The sequence below is a fragment of the Flavobacterium rakeshii genome (assembly GCF_009741375.1).
GTDB lineage: Bacteria > Bacteroidota > Bacteroidia > Flavobacteriales > Flavobacteriaceae > Flavobacterium > Flavobacterium rakeshii.
The window spans coordinates 1-16,491 of the sequence record NZ_WOWP01000011.1; the positions used below are offsets into that span (position 1 = coordinate 1).

At 35.1% G+C, this 16,491-nt stretch carries 19 protein-coding genes; 5 read left to right on the forward strand and 14 right to left on the reverse strand.

The features are described from left to right. Positions 1 to 417 precede the first annotated feature (417 nt). Positions 418 to 1,653: an ABC transporter permease gene (locus GN157_RS02600; protein ID WP_157481574.1), complete on the reverse strand. Its 1,236-nt coding sequence runs from the start codon at positions 1,651 to 1,653 to the stop codon at positions 418 to 420. 5 nt (positions 1,654 to 1,658) lie between these two features. Here GN157_RS02600 and GN157_RS02605 point away from each other — a divergent pair, with 5 nt between their 5' ends. Both GN157_RS02605 and GN157_RS02610 read left to right on the forward strand, forming a co-directional pair. Next, positions 1,659 to 2,903, forward strand: coding sequence for an exo-beta-N-acetylmuramidase NamZ family protein (locus tag GN157_RS02605; protein WP_157481575.1), 1,245 nt, complete (start codon positions 1,659 to 1,661; stop codon positions 2,901 to 2,903). Positions 2,904 to 2,997: 94 nt separating this feature from the next. After that, entirely contained in the window at positions 2,998 to 3,204 is a 207-nt protein-coding gene (locus GN157_RS02610) for a hypothetical protein (protein ID WP_035133838.1), read from the forward strand. Positions 3,205 to 3,466: 262 nt separating this feature from the next. On the opposite strand, the gene GN157_RS02615 is transcribed toward GN157_RS02610, so the two are convergent. Then, positions 3,467 to 3,958, reverse strand: coding sequence for a YkgJ family cysteine cluster protein (locus GN157_RS02615; protein ID WP_157481576.1), 492 nt, complete (start codon positions 3,956 to 3,958; stop codon positions 3,467 to 3,469). Between the two features lie 41 nt (positions 3,959 to 3,999). Here GN157_RS02615 and GN157_RS02620 point away from each other — a divergent pair, with 41 nt between their 5' ends. Further along, on the forward strand, positions 4,000 to 4,707 hold the full coding sequence (locus GN157_RS02620; protein WP_157481577.1) for a class I SAM-dependent methyltransferase: 708 nt from the start codon (positions 4,000 to 4,002) through the stop codon (positions 4,705 to 4,707). Between the two features lie 7 nt (positions 4,708 to 4,714). Here the strand turns inward: GN157_RS02620 and GN157_RS02625 are convergent, their stop codons facing one another. From GN157_RS02625 to GN157_RS02670, 10 genes are all read right to left on the reverse strand, one after another. After that, positions 4,715 to 5,140 carry a DUF2059 domain-containing protein gene (locus GN157_RS02625; RefSeq protein ID WP_157481578.1) on the reverse strand — a complete coding sequence of 142 codons (426 nt, stop codon included), beginning with the start codon at positions 5,138 to 5,140 and terminating at the stop codon, positions 4,715 to 4,717. Positions 5,141 to 5,174: 34 nt separating this feature from the next. Further along, positions 5,175 to 5,570, reverse strand: coding sequence for a DUF2059 domain-containing protein (locus GN157_RS02630; RefSeq protein ID WP_157481579.1), 396 nt, complete (start codon positions 5,568 to 5,570; stop codon positions 5,175 to 5,177). Between the two features lie 85 nt (positions 5,571 to 5,655). Continuing rightward, a complete protein-coding gene (locus GN157_RS02635) occupies positions 5,656 to 6,060 on the reverse strand; it encodes a DUF2059 domain-containing protein (RefSeq protein WP_157481580.1) in 405 nt (134 codons plus the stop codon). 23 nt (positions 6,061 to 6,083) lie between these two features. Next, the gene (locus GN157_RS02640; protein ID WP_157481581.1) at positions 6,084 to 6,716 is read right to left on the reverse strand and encodes a 7-carboxy-7-deazaguanine synthase QueE; all 633 of its coding nucleotides are present in this window, start codon (positions 6,714 to 6,716) and stop codon (positions 6,084 to 6,086) included. A gap of 105 nt (positions 6,717 to 6,821) precedes the next feature. After that, on the reverse strand, positions 6,822 to 8,516 hold the full coding sequence (locus GN157_RS02645) for a tetratricopeptide repeat protein (protein ID WP_157481582.1): 1,695 nt from the start codon (positions 8,514 to 8,516) through the stop codon (positions 6,822 to 6,824). Between the two features lie 45 nt (positions 8,517 to 8,561). Then, positions 8,562 to 9,503, reverse strand: coding sequence for a PstS family phosphate ABC transporter substrate-binding protein (locus GN157_RS02650; RefSeq protein WP_157481583.1), 942 nt, complete (start codon positions 9,501 to 9,503; stop codon positions 8,562 to 8,564). A 266-nt stretch (positions 9,504 to 9,769) separates the two neighbouring features. Next, entirely contained in the window at positions 9,770 to 10,603 is an 834-nt protein-coding gene (locus GN157_RS02655; protein WP_157481584.1) for an energy transducer TonB, read from the reverse strand. 33 nt (positions 10,604 to 10,636) lie between these two features. Next, complete coding sequence (locus tag GN157_RS02660; RefSeq protein WP_157481585.1) at positions 10,637 to 11,185, reverse strand: ExbD/TolR family protein; 549 nt, start codon at positions 11,183 to 11,185, stop codon at positions 10,637 to 10,639. Positions 11,186 to 11,206: 21 nt separating this feature from the next. Then, positions 11,207 to 11,857: an ExbD/TolR family protein gene (locus GN157_RS02665; RefSeq protein WP_157481586.1), complete on the reverse strand. Its 651-nt coding sequence runs from the start codon at positions 11,855 to 11,857 to the stop codon at positions 11,207 to 11,209. Positions 11,858 to 11,955: 98 nt separating this feature from the next. Further along, the gene (locus tag GN157_RS02670) at positions 11,956 to 12,816 is read right to left on the reverse strand and encodes a MotA/TolQ/ExbB proton channel family protein (RefSeq protein WP_035133862.1); all 861 of its coding nucleotides are present in this window, start codon (positions 12,814 to 12,816) and stop codon (positions 11,956 to 11,958) included. A gap of 458 nt (positions 12,817 to 13,274) precedes the next feature. Here GN157_RS02670 and GN157_RS02675 point away from each other — a divergent pair, with 458 nt between their 5' ends. Further along, on the forward strand, positions 13,275 to 13,637 hold the full coding sequence (locus GN157_RS02675) for a cupin domain-containing protein (RefSeq protein ID WP_157481587.1): 363 nt from the start codon (positions 13,275 to 13,277) through the stop codon (positions 13,635 to 13,637). 10 nt (positions 13,638 to 13,647) lie between these two features. On the opposite strand, the gene GN157_RS02680 is transcribed toward GN157_RS02675, so the two are convergent. Beyond that, on the reverse strand, positions 13,648 to 14,988 hold the full coding sequence (locus GN157_RS02680; protein WP_157481588.1) for an FAD-dependent oxidoreductase: 1,341 nt from the start codon (positions 14,986 to 14,988) through the stop codon (positions 13,648 to 13,650). 182 nt (positions 14,989 to 15,170) lie between these two features. Here GN157_RS02680 and GN157_RS02685 point away from each other — a divergent pair, with 182 nt between their 5' ends. Beyond that, a complete protein-coding gene (locus GN157_RS02685; protein WP_035133869.1) occupies positions 15,171 to 15,329 on the forward strand; it encodes a lmo0937 family membrane protein in 159 nt (52 codons plus the stop codon). A 69-nt stretch (positions 15,330 to 15,398) separates the two neighbouring features. Here the strand turns inward: GN157_RS02685 and GN157_RS02690 are convergent, their stop codons facing one another. Then, positions 15,399 to 16,487 carry an agmatinase family protein gene (locus GN157_RS02690; protein WP_157481589.1) on the reverse strand — a complete coding sequence of 363 codons (1,089 nt, stop codon included), beginning with the start codon at positions 16,485 to 16,487 and terminating at the stop codon, positions 15,399 to 15,401. Positions 16,488 to 16,491: the final 4 nt, after the last annotated feature.

The window sequence follows — 16,491 nt, forward strand, 5'->3', positions numbered from 1 at the left end:
ACATCAGTAATTTGCACTGTTTCGATTGCTCAAAACAGGAAGGCAAAGGTAACATCTTTTTCCCTTAACCTGCAAATCTTTTTGATTATTTTTTTCGGTTATTTTAAGTGATTTTCTTTATTCAGGTAATCACTTAAAAGCTGGTTTCAATTTATCAATGTACGTCGCTGTTATTGCGGGTGCAAAAGTAGCTATCTTTTCCGCTTTCACAAACTTTTAATCCTATTTTTTTAATGTTTTTTTAACCTTATTTTATAACTAACTGAAAAAGTGTGTTTTGAGAAATAAAAAAAAATTACTTTTTACTAACCTTTAATAAACTGATTTTAGAAAATTTTCATTCAAAAATTAAAAAAGGCTCTTTTTTATCAAAAAGAGCCTTTTAAAACATATATGGATTATTAATTTTTCAATCTATTAATCGTAGCGAAGCACTTTAACCGGAGAAATTTTGGTTATTATATAAGAAGGAACCAGTAATAAAAGTAAACATATTAGTATAGTCCCTGTATTTACCGCTAAAATAAAAGGTACATTTATACTCACCGGTGCTACTGTTACATGATAATTTTCCGGAGGTAGCTTAATTACCCCTAAATATTTTTGAATTAAAAGCAATCCTATACTTATTATATTACCCCAAACAAGTCCTTTAATCACAAGGTAAGCTGCATTGTACAAAAATATTTTCCTGATAGACCAGTTTGGCGCTCCCACAGCTTTGAGCATCCCAACCATTTGCGTACGTTCCAGTATAAGCACCAATAAAGCAACTATCATATTAATGGTAGAAACCACTATCATAATAGTTATTATAAGAAGAATATTAAAATCGAACAGTTTTAACCATTCAAAAATATTGATATACTTATTTTCTATAGTACGACTATCAAGTGTGGATGATATAGCCAAAAACACTTCTTCACCTTTTTCCTCTATCTTATCAAAATCATCAATAAAAACCTCAAATGAACCTACCTGATCTTTTTTCCATTTATTAATACGCTGTACATGCCTTATATCCCCTATCACTATTGAGGCGTCAAATTCCTGGAAACCGGAATTATAAATCCCTACAAGTTCAAATACCCTAAGGTTAGGTATGCTATTACCGTCTTCTTTCATAAAATAAGTACTAAACCTATCACCTACTTTAAGCTGAAGTCTGTTAGCTAAATATTGTGAAAGTATAACTTCTTCATTAAGCTTCTCTTTAAGATTTGGAATTCTCCCCTCTTTTAGATACTCTTCCAGGTTATCCCATTTATAGTCCTGCCCTACTCCTTTAAATATTACTCCCTCAAAAGCCTTTTCGGTCCTTATGATACCTGCTTTAGAAGCTACAGCCTGAACATGGTTTATTCCCTGTACGGTTTTAAACTCGGGGTAAAAGTCCTGATTAATGCTTATTGGCTCTACACTAACTTCCGACTGGTTGTCGTCAAAGTTGGATATAATTATGTGTCCGTTAAAAGCAGATATCTTTTCACGTATTTTATCCTGTAGTCCAACACCGGTAGCTATAGATACCACCATCATTATAATACCAATAGCTATTGCAATAATTGCTATTTTTATTATTGGTGCCGAAATACTACTTTTATGGTCTTTTGAAGTAATCAGCCTTTTGGCTATAAAATATTCTAAATTCAATTTGTATGGTATCTTTTTCTTTGCTCAAAAATACATTTTTATTCTCATTTATACTGATTGGTTCCTGTGGAAATTCGGTTTCGGTACAAAAAGAAAAACCGGAAGTCCAAAAGGAACAAACAGAGATATCTTATAAGGAGAATCAGTTGCTAACCGAAATAAAAACCGGGGCAGAAAACTACAAGGCATACTTACCTTTACTTAAAGGAAAGAATATAGGTATTGTAACCAACCAGACAGGCACCATAATTAATAATGGAAATACAGGGCATGTTGTTGATTTTTTACTAGAAAAGAAAGTAGCCCTAAAAAAAATATATGCACCGGAACATGGTTTTAGGGGTACTGCTGATGCAGGCGAACATATTAAGGACGGAAAAGACACTAAAACCGGACTACCTATTATATCTCTTTACGGAAACAATAAAAAACCCAAAGCAGAGCAACTTGCCGGAATCGATATTATGCTTTTTGATCTACAGGATGTAGGTGCCCGTTTTTACACCTATATATCTACACTACATTATGTAATGGAGGCCTGTGCTGAAAATAACATACAATTGATAGTACTAGACAGACCTAACCCTAACGGCAGTATTGTTGACGGACCTGTTCTAGAAAAAGAATATACCAGTTTTGTGGGTATGCACCCTATACCGGTATTACACGGTATGACAATTGGCGAGTACGGACAAATGATTAATGGTGAAAAATGGCTAAACAATGGTATTCAATGCAAGCTTACCATAATACCATGTTTAAATTACAACAGAGATATGGAATATCATTTACCGGTAAAGCCATCACCTAACCTTCCTAATGACCAGTCGATAAGCTTATATCCCAGTCTTTGTTTTTTTGAAGGCACAAATGTGAGTGTAGGGCGCGGCACAAACAAACAGTTCCAGATATATGGCTCTCCTTTCCTGCCAAAAAAAGACTTCAGTTTTACTCCGGCACCAAACGAAGGCGCTAAAGACCCGATGTATAATGGTAAAGTTTGTTTTGGTGAAGATTTAACCAAAGTAACAAAACTAAAACAACTGGAACTAAAATGGCTTATTGAAGCCTACAGCAAAACTGAAGATAAATCAAAATTCTTTATTTCATTTTTCACCAAACTTGCCGGAACTAAAAAGCTACAGGAACAAATTGAGAACGGCACTAGCGAAACTGATATAAGAAAAAGCTGGGAACAGGGACTTAACAGCTTTAAACAAACAAGAAAAAAATATCTTATTTATAAGTAAGCTATAGCCAATTCTTAATGTTTTTACAAAGTACTTTTACTTACTGTAATTGTTTTGTAACTTTCTGCTAAGTATTAACCTAAAAAAATAAGTCATGAATATAGCAGAAACAATAGACAACGTTATACAATACATAGTAGGGATGATTGATAAAGCAAAAGGTTACATCAATGAGGTAATTGAGTTTTTCACGATGCTAAAAGAAAACATAGATGCCCTACTGGAATATATAGATGAAAAAATACAGCACATTCAGGATATTATAAGCGAAATAAAATATCATGAAGAAGTTGCCGCTTAATAAAACAAAAGCCCTCCTATTTACCGGAGGGCTTTTTTATTTTCTCTACTTTAATTGATTTAATAATCTTGACTATCAACCATACTATTGCGTGCAGTATTGCAAAAATTATAAAGAGTACCAGTGACACACTTAATACTTCAAACATTTTTGCAGTCCAGCTTGCATCAACCAAATCGCTATTTATAAAAAGTAGCGATAAGGATATAAAAAAAGCCAGCATATATAGCAATAAAAGCCTTTGAGGTGTTTTCATACTTAATTAAACAATTTTCTTTTTCATTTCTTCTACAATATTGTAAGCTGCGGGGCAAATAGCAACATTTTTAAGGGTTAGATTAGCTATTTGCTGAAACTTTTTCCTATCGGTATGCGGAAACTCCCTGCACGCCTTGGGTCTTACATCATATATCATACAATAATTCTCGGCATCCAGAAAAGTACACGGCACACTTTGCAACACATAATCATTATCCTCATCTATTCTTAAATACTTTTCTATAAATTGCTGAGGCTTCATTTTAAAATGCTTCGCAATCCTTTCAATGTCGGCAGTTGTGAATAATGGTCCTGTAGTTTTACAGCAATTAGCACAGGTAAGACAGTCTGTTCTTTCAAATTCCCTGTCGTGTAAATCCTGCATAATGTAATCCATATTTTTTGGAGCTTTCTTTTTCAGCCTATCAAAAAACTTTTTGTTCTCGTTATGCTTATCTTTGGCAAGTTTTGGAAGCTGTTGTAAAAATTTCTCCATCACACAAATCATATTATAGTAAGCAGCAAAAGTATAAAAAAATGAAAGACCTTTTTGGTAAAGCAATACTAGATTATCAAACCAATAACTCTCCTGAAGATATAATTACGGAAACATCAATATCTGAAGAGGATGAAATGAGCGTTGCTTATTTGTTTAGAAACTATAAGCAAATGCCAAAAACAGAACAAAAGGCACTTACATTATGTAAAGGTCGCGTACTGGATGTAGGCTGCGGAGCCGGAAGCCATAGCCTATACCTTCAAAATGACAAAAAACTTGATGTTACTGCTATAGATATATCGGCTAATGCTATTGAAACCTGTAAGCTTCGTGGTATAAACGATTGCCGTGCTAATAACGTACTAGATCTTGATAATGAAAAGTATGATACCATTATCCTATTAATGAACGGTACCGGGATTTTTGGTAAACTGAGAAATATAACTCAGTATCTTGAGAAGCTTAAGTCACTACTTAATCCGGGTGGACAAATACTGATTGATTCATCTGACATTATTTATATGTTTGATGAAGATGAGGACGGAGGTAAATGGATTCCAACAGATACTGATTATTATGGAGAACTAACCTTCTCGATTACTTATAAAGGGGAAAAAGAAGAACAGTTTGACTGGCTTTATATTGATTATAATACAATGCAAAACGCAGCCCATGCCAACGGCCTGAACTGCGAACTTATATTAGAAGGAGAACATTTTGATTATCTTGCTAAACTTAGCTTGTAATCCTTAATTATTCTTTTTCTTTATACCTACCTGTCTTAATAAAATACAAAATTTCACCCTGTAGCTCATAGTACATATGTTTTGCTTCATTGTAGGCTGAAATGTAACCTCTATTTTCTTTTGTTAGTTTTTTTCCAAGTGGAGTTTCGTAAAACCGTATTATTTCTTTTACTTCATCGTGAGTATATTTCTCAAGAAAATGCAGCTCTACTTTTTCGTTGTAAACCAATAACAAAGAATCTAACTGTTTGGTAAAGATCTCCTCGTTTTCAGGACTAACAGACAGTATCTCATCTTCACGGGTGTATTCTACCTGTTCAGGCACTCCCATTAATTTAATAAGCTGTTTAACATCTTTTTTAAAATCGTTATCCTGTGCCTCAGCAAACAAAGTAACCGATAGGAGTAAAACTGTATAAAGTATTTTTTTCATAACGCTTAATTCCTTAATTTTTCTGTGTGTTTTCTTACTTTTTTTTCATTTGATAAATTTCCATACTTAGCTTAAACTCTGAAGGAAACTCATTTTCCACAACATATCTTTTATCTTTCAGGAACTTTTTACCTGTAGGCGTATTATAAAAATCCAGTAATTGTTTTATTTCATCATGAGTATAATGCTCCATATAATACTTTCCTATTTCAGCTAAAAAGCTAAAAACAGCAGCATCATATTCCTTATAAAAATTCTCTTTTTCTTTGGCATCCATCTTTTGGGAAAAAGTCTTTCTTAGCATAGCCATATCAGAAGTGCCTACTGTAATTTTTATAAGCTTATTTACATCCTCTTTAAAGGGATCATTTTGCGCAGTAACAGTTAAAAAAGAAAAAAGCAGTAATCCGCTCAAAATTAGTTTTTTCATTGGTAAGATGTTATTATTACAGTGCAATATAAAAAAAGTCCGGCAAAACTACCGGACTTTTTTAGACTTATAGCATGAAGCTCTATTATTGAGCATATTTCATTATCATACTTTGAAGTGACATACTCCATTCCTGAATTGACTGTAGTGAAGCTTCTGTTAATGCTCCCGCATTAGCAGTCACTTTTTTACCTACAGGAGTTTCATAAAATTTAATGATTTCTTTCACTTCCTGATGTGTGTAATTCTCAATATAAAAATCTTCCATATTTTTAAACACAGGCTTTAAAGACTCATCAAATTCTTTTAAGAATTCTTTTTGTTTCTCGGCAGGGATCATACCTACCACCTGTTTCTTAGCTACATCAATTTGAGAGGTTGATCCTGTCATTTCAATTAGTTTCTTTACATCGTTTCTAAAAGCATCATCCTGAGCCGAAACTAAGTTTGCGGTAAGAGCAAACACGAAAATTAAAAGCAATTTTTTCATGGTTATTATTTAGTTGTTATAAATTAAGGAATATTCAAATATTTATGTGTTTGTAAAGACACTCTCCATTTAGGATTATTCATAACATAATCTACAATAAGCGGGGTCATTTCTTCTTTCTTGCTCCACTCAGGCTGTAAAAACAAAATTGCATTTTTATTTGTTTTAGCTGCCTGTTCTTCTGCAAAAATAAAATCGTGCTTGTTATAAATTATAACTTTAAGCTCATGAGCTTTGTTGTAAACTTCATCAACCGGAAGTTTATTTTTTTTGGGAGAAAGACAAATCCAGTCCCATGTACCTGTTAATGGATAAGCTCCCGAAGTTTCAATATGTATTTTTAATCCTTTTTCTTTTAATCCTTCGGTTAAGGGCCCCATATCCCAGGTTAATGGTTCACCGCCTGTTATTACAATAGTCTTAGCATACTTGGCTGCGTTATCAACTATAGCCTCAATTTGAGTTGGCGGGTGCAAATCAGCATTCCAGCTTTCCTTTACATCACACCAATGACACCCTACATCACATCCGCCTACACGAATAAAATAGGCCGCAGTACCTGTATGGAAACCTTCACCCTGTATGGTATAAAACTCTTCCATAAGCGGTAGCATCACCCCTTTCTCTACTGCTATTTGTATATCTTTCTTCAGCATTATAATTCAAAATAGTTGGCAAAGATACGTATAAAAAAATCAGTGCAATAAAATCAATAAAAAAAGCCGACAGTTAAGTGTCGGCTTTTCAATATTAAAAACTTATTACTTTAGTCTTTCTAATTCGCCTTTAGCGTACCCGTCGTTTGGATCTAGCTCTAAAACTTTATTATAGTACTCAATAGCTTTTTCTTTCTCAATAACCGCATAGTAAGAAGCAGCATTGGAGTAAGCTTCAATAAGGTTAGCTTTTTGTTTTGCAACTTCGGCATCACCTTTTTCAGTAACTATCCTAATATACTCATTATAAGCCTCAGCCATTTTCTGGTACGACTCATCTGTTTTTATTCTTTGGTTTACTCTTGCTTTATAAAGGAAAGCATCCTGGGCATCCGGAGAAAGTTTAATTACATAATCAAGAGCAACATCAGCTTTTTGAAGTTGTTCTATGTTTTGTTCCTGAGCTTCAGGTGACTTGTTTAAGTGATCAAAATAAATTGAGTAAGCCAGGTAGAAGTTATCATAAAACAGGTTTCTGTTATCTGGGTTTGTAGCAGCTACTTCAAACACTACAGAAGCAGGACCATATAATTTTTGTCCGAATAATTTTTTACCAATTCCATTGAACTGATTTGTAATCTCGATATCTTTTTCAGCAGAAGCTTTAATATCAGTTATCGCTTTATCAAATACAGTCTGATCTGTAATAACAGTATTACCCTGCTCGTCTTCACTGATAACAGAAGCCATTTCTGCTAAACCTAAGTAAAGGTGATCTCTTGCAATAACACGCTTAGGATCTACCTGCGACATAAAGTCTGTCATCGCTTTAATACTCTGCTCATAATTACCATTTTCGTAAGCTGAGTAAGCCAGGTAACGTAAAATCCTAGGGTTTACCTTGTCTAACTGTTGCATTTTCTTAGCTTCCTCCTCAAGAGCTTTATAGTCTCCTGCAAGTACAAGGAAATCAGCATGTCTCATACGTGAGTTAAGAGAGTAATCAGTAAGCGTCATATACTTCTCATAGTACTCTAAAGCTTTCTTTATATTCTCATTATATTTTTTAGGCTCATAAGCCCCCCATAGGTAATAAGTTTCTGCAAGCTCACGGTAAGCCGGACCATAATTAGCATCTTTAGCTATCACTTTGTTAAATGCAGCAACTGCTTCAGGGAAAGCAGCTCCGGTATTTTTAGTAATTACACCAAGCTGTATATCTGCTCTTAATAAATTTGGATCTAGAGTAGATGCTGTTCTATAAGCTCTGTAAGCTTCGTTATAGTTTTTATCTCCTACATAAGCATCACCTAAACTAAGGTAAGCCTGTGCTGATTGTGAATCTTTTTCTATTGCCTGGTTTAATACAGCAATTGCTTTTTTATAATCAGGATTATCAGATTGTATGTATGCTCTACCTATATAAATAAGTTGCTCTACATCTTTTCTTCTTAACTCATCTTTAACCGCTTTGAATTTAGCTTCTGCAGCCGATGCGTTTCCTTTATTTAAATCAATTTGTCCAAGACCAATTGTATTGTATTCAGGATCGTGTTTTACCTTAACACCTTTATTGAAATACATAGCAGCAGAATCCTGCTCTGTTTGTTTAAGATAAACGTCTCCTAAAAGAAAGTAGTTTCTACCCTCGTCAGAATCTGATGCAATTAAAGATTTTAAAATTGTTTTGGCCTTCTGATATTGTTCGGCATCAATCGCCTTCAAAGCCTGCTCTGCATCCTGCGCATTAGCTGTACCGAAAACCAATAATGACAAGCCAATGATTTTTAATTCTTTCATTTTAATTCTCCTTTTTAAATATATAATATTACTTTTCTTCGTTATTTATAACTTTTTACGAACAGATATCTCTCTCGTTGGTATATCAATTGGTAAAAGACCGGACTTTAAAATTATCCTTTGTCCTTCACGTGCACTTATATATGTGTCAAAACCCATGCCTAAACCCAAACGTCCCTGATAATTTACCACATAAAGGGTTCTTATTAAAGGGTAATCGCCTGTGGCTATATTACTTTGGTTAGGTTTATAATATTTTTCTTCGCCCTTGTCAGCCTCAGCATTGTCCACTGCTAAAACTGTAATTTCATTAATATATTGTGTAAGGTGTGGTGGTGCCTGTACAATCCAGTTAATACCAATAACTCCTATGGCACCATCGTTATCATGAACATATTTAATAACGTCTTCATTTGTTTTAAACGCATAAATACCTTCTTGTGGTAATTTATCAATTCCGGCAAGTTGCTTCATATATTCAAGCGTGCTTGAACCCGGATTATCAAAAACTAAACTTTTAATATTCCCTGTAGGTTTACCCTTAAGTACGTTTAAAACATCTTCAAGTTTAACTACAGTATCATTTCTTTTATTATTAGATAACAAAGCTATGGCATCTTTAGCAAACTCTGTCACCCTTGGTGTAATCTTTCTGTTAGTAAAGTGCTTTTCTTCTTCGGGAGTTAATTTTCGGGACAAAACAGCAACCGAAATAGAGTCCTGTAAAAGCGCATTTATAATTTCCTGTTGCGGTTTATTTACCTGTGTAATTTCGGCTCTTGGATAAACGCTGTGAAAAACAGCCAATACATCTTCAATAATAGGGGCAACTGTATTATCTGTAACCAAAGTGGCTTTACCCGATGTAAGAGTTTCTTCAATAATCTCCTCACCATTTTCATTCTTGTTTTTACAGGAATAAACAACTGACACTACAACTAATGCAGCAGCAAAGAAAATGAATGTGTATTTGTTTATAATTTTCATTGAAGTTCTTTTTTTGGTTAACTGTATTTTTGCCTTAGTCTTATAAAACGTATAGCTGAATATACTATAAGTACAACTCCTAAAGCCATCCTTTGGTTATACGATAACGGCAAAGGTAAAGTTTTCCAAAAAATTATCATAAGGCCTAAGCCAAGATACATTAAGAAGAAGAATAAGCCAAAAACAAACAGAAATCGCTTGTGAAGCGATTTCTGTTTTTCTCTTTGAGAGTTTCTACGTTGTGAAAGCATCTCTTATATTTTAATTTATGATCTGATGTTAATTGTAATAGGCAGCGTAAACGAAGCCCTTACATTTTTACCATTTTGAACACCCGGAGACCATTTTTTCTTCATTGACTGAAGTACACGGATAGCTTCTTTACCCATTCCGTATCCAGGATCTCTTAATACTTTGATATTACTCATAGAACCATCTTTTTCAATTACGAAAGAAAGATAAATCTTAGCAGTCATGTCTCTATCAACATCAGGTATTCTAAAGTTTTTGTTTACATAGTCATAAAAAGACTTCATACCACCAGGGTACTCAGGTTGTACCTGAAGACCAGCTGTACTATATACATTTGTATCTTCCGGTTCAACACCTTTATCAAGATCACCTGCAGGAGTACCAATTACGATATCACCTGTTGGGCTAGCCTCAGCATTTCTTGAACTTGGATCAGCCTCTTCAAACTGCTCTGTTCTTGGTGGTTCTTCAACAACTTCTTCTTTTTTCTTAACCTCAAGAGGTTTGAATTTCACCTCTTCAACTACCGATTTAGGCGCTTGTTTTACCTCTACCGGTGGTGGCGGTGGCGGTGGTGGTACATCTTCAACCGGTGGTGGTGGTAAATCAATTACCTCAATCACCTTATCAATAGTTTCCGGTTTATCTTTTTTACCAACTAAGTTATCAAAAGCTGCATAAATCTTAGGTAGTGAAATTAAGAAAACAAAAAGGGCTGCACCGATAAAGAAGGCTCTCACCGTTATCTTTGGATTCTCTGACCTTAGTTTGTAAGCACCGTATTTTTTGTTACGACCCTCAAAAACTATATCAATCCATTCCTGTTTGAATATATTAAGTTTAGACATAATTTATATTTTTTGATTAGCTGAAATCAGGAATTAGTACATTCCTTTTTCCTCTAACAATTTCACTTCCGGTTCAGATATATCACCTATAGCGTAAAGCTGTACATTGGTGATTGCCATTTCATCAAGAATATCAACAAGGTTTTTGTAGTGCGTTTTATCACTTGCCTTGATAATTACTATAAGACCTTTCTCTTTATTATCGCCATATACAGACTTAACTGCCGCAATACGCTGTAAAAGAATATTACGAATACCATCTTTACCATATTGAGTTTCAGTTGGAGCAGCCAGAGGCTCATCAAACTTACCTAAATACCATAAAAGTGTATTGTCCTTACCCATAAGAATAGTAAGAGACCTATCGTCCGGAACATCTGTTTTACTTGTATCAATAGGGTCTTTATCTGGCATAGCCAAATTCATAGACTGTGGCTTTGATAACGATGTGGTAAGCATGAAGAAGGTTATCAAAAGGAATGCAAGGTCAACCATTGCTGTAAGGTCTACCCCCGGATTCGATTTCTTACTTCTTACTTTGCCACCCTTGCCGCCATCGCCGCCGGTATTTAATTCTGCCATTTTATATTATATTTTATAATATTAAAAATCTTCATCACGTAAACCTGTTACCAGGAAGAATCTGTTCTTCTTTTGCTCCTGCAGGATATCTATAACTCTCTTAATAGTAGTATAGTCTTCATCGGCATCACCTCTAATGGCAATATCAAGATCAACATACTTAACATCTTTCTTACCACTATTAATTTCATCATTAAGAAACTCTCTTGAAGCTTCACGTGAAAACTTAACCCAGTCACTTAACTGATCATTAATAGTATCAAACGGTATACCTTTTTGATAGCCTGGCTCATTTCTTTTAGCCGGCTCCATTTTCAATAAACCTTTAAGTTGATTTACAGGAACACCAAAACCTTCCATTAAAGAAAAACTAGTATACTCCTCTTCTGTAAAAGGAATATTATATTTTTCTGAAATACGCTCTAAGGTTTTCCTTCTTACTTCTTTACCTAATACGTTAAAGAAAACTTCATTATCACCTACAGTAATTGTTGCCAGGTTATCTTCAGGCAACTTTGTTTGTACGGTTGAAGCCGGTGCATCCACAGGGTGTGGATCTGGCATTTTTGCCGTAGCTGTAAGGATAAAGAAGGTAAGCAAAAGAAAGGAAACATCACACATCGCGGTCATGTCAATCCTTGTACTTTTTCTAGAAACTTTTACTTTAGCCATTCTTAAATTTTTAGCTTACATGTAAAGGGCAAAAAAGTGTGCGCAGTCGCACACTTTTAAACCTTACACTATTATTAAAACTTAACTCTTTTTATCAATTATGCGTTGTTTGCACGCGCTCTAAACCTTCTGTAAGTTTGAACGATTGTGAAACCAGCCTCATCGATAGAGTAAGTTAGCTTGTCAATTTTAGAAGTAAATGAGTTATAAGCGATAATCGCAACTGTAGATGTAGAGATACCTGTTGCAGTATTAATAAGCGCCTCAGAAATACCGTTTGCCAGCTGAGCTGAATCTGGAGTAGAACCTGCACCAAGAGCAGAGAACGCTTTAATCATACCTGTTACCGTACCTAGAAGACCTACTAACGTACCAATTGACACAAGAGTAGAGATTACAACTAAGTTTTTCTCTAACATTGGCATTTCAAGAGAAGTTGCCTCTTCGATTTCCTGCTGAATAGCAGCCTCAGCTCTTTCGCTGTCAAAACCTTCTCTTTTAACTTCTTCATATTTTAATAAACCAGCTTTTACAACATTTGCAACAGTACCTTGTTGCTTGTCGCACTCAGCCATAGCTTCAGAAATGTTACCATTGCTGATTTGTTTTTGTACTTTTTCAACAAAAGCGCCTACGTTACCTTTACCAGCTGCTTTTGAAATTGAAATTAAACGCTCAATTGAGAATACAACTGACATAAGGAAAAGTCCCATAAGTACAGGTACTACATAACCTCCCTTATATACCATTCCAAGATAGTTACCCGGTTTTGGGTGACCAGCCTCAGCACCAAGTTTGATTATTTCTTCTTCATTTTCGAAGTTTGACGGAGCACCCATTATGTATCTCCATACAAGTATACCGATTACGATACACAATACAATTGTTAATGCAGCGAAAACATTTGACCCTTTAGATCCACCTTCTTTTTTTTCCTTCTGAATAGATGCGTTTGCCATTTCTTTTAAAAATTTAGTTTTTTTTGATTTTTAATAATAGTTCTTATTGTTATTTTTTTGCTTTTTAAAATAAGATTGGCAAATTTATATTATTAGGAGATAAAAAAAAATAAAATGATTTTTTTTCTCGTTTCTTAACATTAAATTATCACAATCTTAAAGATTCATAAACACCCAAATTAAGGGCTCAATTTAAACAATTTCTATTTTTTTACTCACAAATCTATTTTTCATTACTATTTCCTTTAAATTTATATAGATTACGTATAAATAACATAAATCCCCCGTTTTTATTGTGCACGCATTGTAAAATAGTTTTTTTTCACGAAATTAATGCTCAAACTAACACATTATCACCCTAAATAAAGAACGTTTTGTAATACTTGTTTTATAAAATTACAATTAAAACGTCAAATCACCTAACAGCACCCTATATTTTAATTAAAAAATAACTCATTATGAAACAATATTTTACACAAAAAAATCCGTTTATAGTACCTACAAACGATGGTAAACTTATAGAAGAACACTTTGGGAATGCTTCAAACGGAGACAGTAACATATCTATAGCCCACATGATAGCCCCTCCGCAATGGAGCGAGCCTTTCCAAACTCCGGAGTTTGATGAATACACCTATATAATAAAGGGAAAGAAACAGTTTATTGTTAATGATGAGAAAATAATACTGGAAGCAGGCCAGTCAATCAAAATAATGAAGAATACCAGAGTACAATACTCTAATCCTTTTGATGAGCCCTGCGAATACATAGCTGTTTGTACACCTGCCTTTACAATAGAAACTGCTAACCGTGAAGCATAAAAAAAGCTGCTTATTTAAGCAGCTCTATTATTTTTTGCTCCACTTCGGGAGTATTCCATTTGTTTTCTATACCATCTATTTGCATCACCTCGTCCATAATGGCTTTTTGCCTATCCCCTATCTCAAGAGCTTCAGAGTATGGCCTGTAACTAAATGTCACTCTACTATATAACGGAAGCCATTTATCAGGATACCTGTCTGAAAACCATTTTTCTATTTTTTTCTGTAAAAGAAACTTATCATCTATAGTTTTAGAACTCATCTCCATAAAGTTACGATAAGACAGTTCGGCTATAGCATCGGCATTTGGCTTACGACTTTCCTGATATTCCTTGAATATAGTATCCCAGTCATCACCATATTGCTCTATTAACTGACTAAGTATAGTTATATCTTCAAAACCGGCATTCATACCGTGACCATAAAACGGCACAATTGCATGGCAGGCATCTCCTATAAGAGCAACCTTGTCAGAGTATGTCCAAGGGTAACATTTCATAGTAACCAATGTACTGGTAGGATTTTTAAAGAAGTCTTCAACCAGTTCAGGTATTACATCAATAGTAGACGGGAAATAATCTGCAAAGAATTTCTCCAGAGTTTCCCTATCCTTTAATGCCTCAAACGAGTTTTCTCCTTCAAAAGGCATGAAAAGCGTACAGGTAAAACTACCATCAAGGTTTGGCAGTGCGATTAACATGAAATCGTTTCTTGGCCAAATGTGCAGTGAGTTTTTATCAAGCTTATGAGTACCGTCGGCATTTGCAGGTATATTTAGCTCTTTGTAACCGGTATTTAAAAACTGCTGAGAGTAATTAAACATACTTTGCCTTTGCATCCTGTGACGGATTCTAGAAAAAGCACCATCGGCACCAAAAACCTTATCATACTGAAGCTCTTTCCACTCCCCTCTTTCTGTTTCACCGGCATGAAGAGTAGCATCAGCAAGTGTTACATCCCATATTTTTGTCTCAAAGAAAAACTTAACACCTTCTTCTTCCGCCAGGGTAACCATCTTTCTGTTTAGCAGTCCGCGTGAAATAGAGTAAATACTTTCACCGTCTTTCCCGTAGTACTGAAAATTAAGCGGCTCTCCTATTGCATGGATAGCACGTTTTTCCATTGGGATTGCTATTTTCCTTATCTCTTCTCCCAAACCTACATCATCGAGCGCTCTCCATCCTCTGTGCGACATTGCCAGATTAATGGAACGTCCTGAAAACTCTACAGTTCGTATATCCGGGCTCCTGTCATAAACATGTACTGTGTGCCCTGCTCTTTTTAGGTATATTGCTAACAGAGATCCTACGAGTCCGGATCCCACAACAGCAATTTTTAAGGGAGTTTGCATGGAAAATAATCTAAAACACTGCAAAAATACTGATTTAATATCACAAGCCTTTGTTTTTAGGGATTTATTTCACGCTCAGTATTTTATTAAGAAAACTTTTGCACATAAAGGATTCTTAATTAATTAACAGATACGAATCACTATGTGTAATTTTACTTCACTAACTATAAAAAAATACTGTTATGAGAGATTTAATCTGGTTAATTATCGTTATCCTTATCATAGGCTGGTTAATAGGATTCTTTGGATTTGGTGAAGCAGTAGGTAGCCTAATTCACGTTTTGCTTGTACTGGCAATTATAGGAATACTTTACAGACTGGCTGTAGGCCGACGCCCTTAAACAGCTTTACTTAAAATACAAAAGCCCTGCAATTGCAGGGCTTTTTGTTTTGTAAACACAATATATAAGTTAGAACTTAACTTCTTTACCAATTTCCATATTGTTGTTTTTTGCCAAAACACCACACATATGGAAAAGCATTCTTGCTCCTACGTTACCATCCCAATCATCACCTTCTTCTCCCGGAGCCACCTCAACAAGATCGAAACCAATGATTTCCTTTCCGCTTTTCGCAAGAAGACTGAACAAATAAGCTGCCTGCTCAAAAGAGAAACCTCCCGGCACCGGAGTACCTGTATTAGGACAATACCAAGGATACATACCATCTATATCAAAACTGATACAAACTTTTTGAGGTAACTGTGCAATTATAGTTTCACACTGCTGCTTCCATGTCACTCCTTCAAAAGTCTCGGCTTTCAGGTCACGGTCTGTAAATACCTTTACGCGCCCGGCTTCAGCCTGTACCACTTCTACTTCTTCTTTACAGAAATCACGAATACCCACCTGTACGATTTTTGATATTTGCGGAAGTTTAAGTGCATTATACATGATAGATGCATGCGAGTAGGTAAAACCTTCGTAAGCAATACGTAAATCCATGTGAGCATCCAGGTGAAGTAGCCCGAAATCACTATGTTTTTCTGCCAAAGCCTCATAATACCCCAGTGGCGTACTGTGATCACCTCCTAAAAGTACCACTTTTTTACCCTGCTCCATCCAGTACTTAACTCTGGCTTTTACCTCATCTTTAAACTGACCACAAATGGTGTTTATCTCATTAAGGTGAATTATAAGTTCAGGATTATCTTCTATTTTCTCTCCGTTTTCAAGAGCTTCAATAATAGGCTGCGCCAAGTTTTTGTATTTCCTGCTTTTGTCAGACCATTCTTCGGTCTTATCATTTAAATCAAGAAACATACCCAGTTTCCATAAATCAGGAAACTCCTGATGAAGCAAATCTACCTGAAACGAAGCCTCTAAAATAGCTTCGGGTCCCTGAGATGCACCCGCTCCATAACTCACGGTTACTTCCCAAGGGGCAGGAACAATAATAATTTCACTTTCTTCGGCCGTAAACGGCAGCCCAAAAACACTCGCGTCTGCCAGTCCCGGCTGGCTAGGGTCGAATGTTGCTATTTTTTGCTCTTTTGTCATTTTA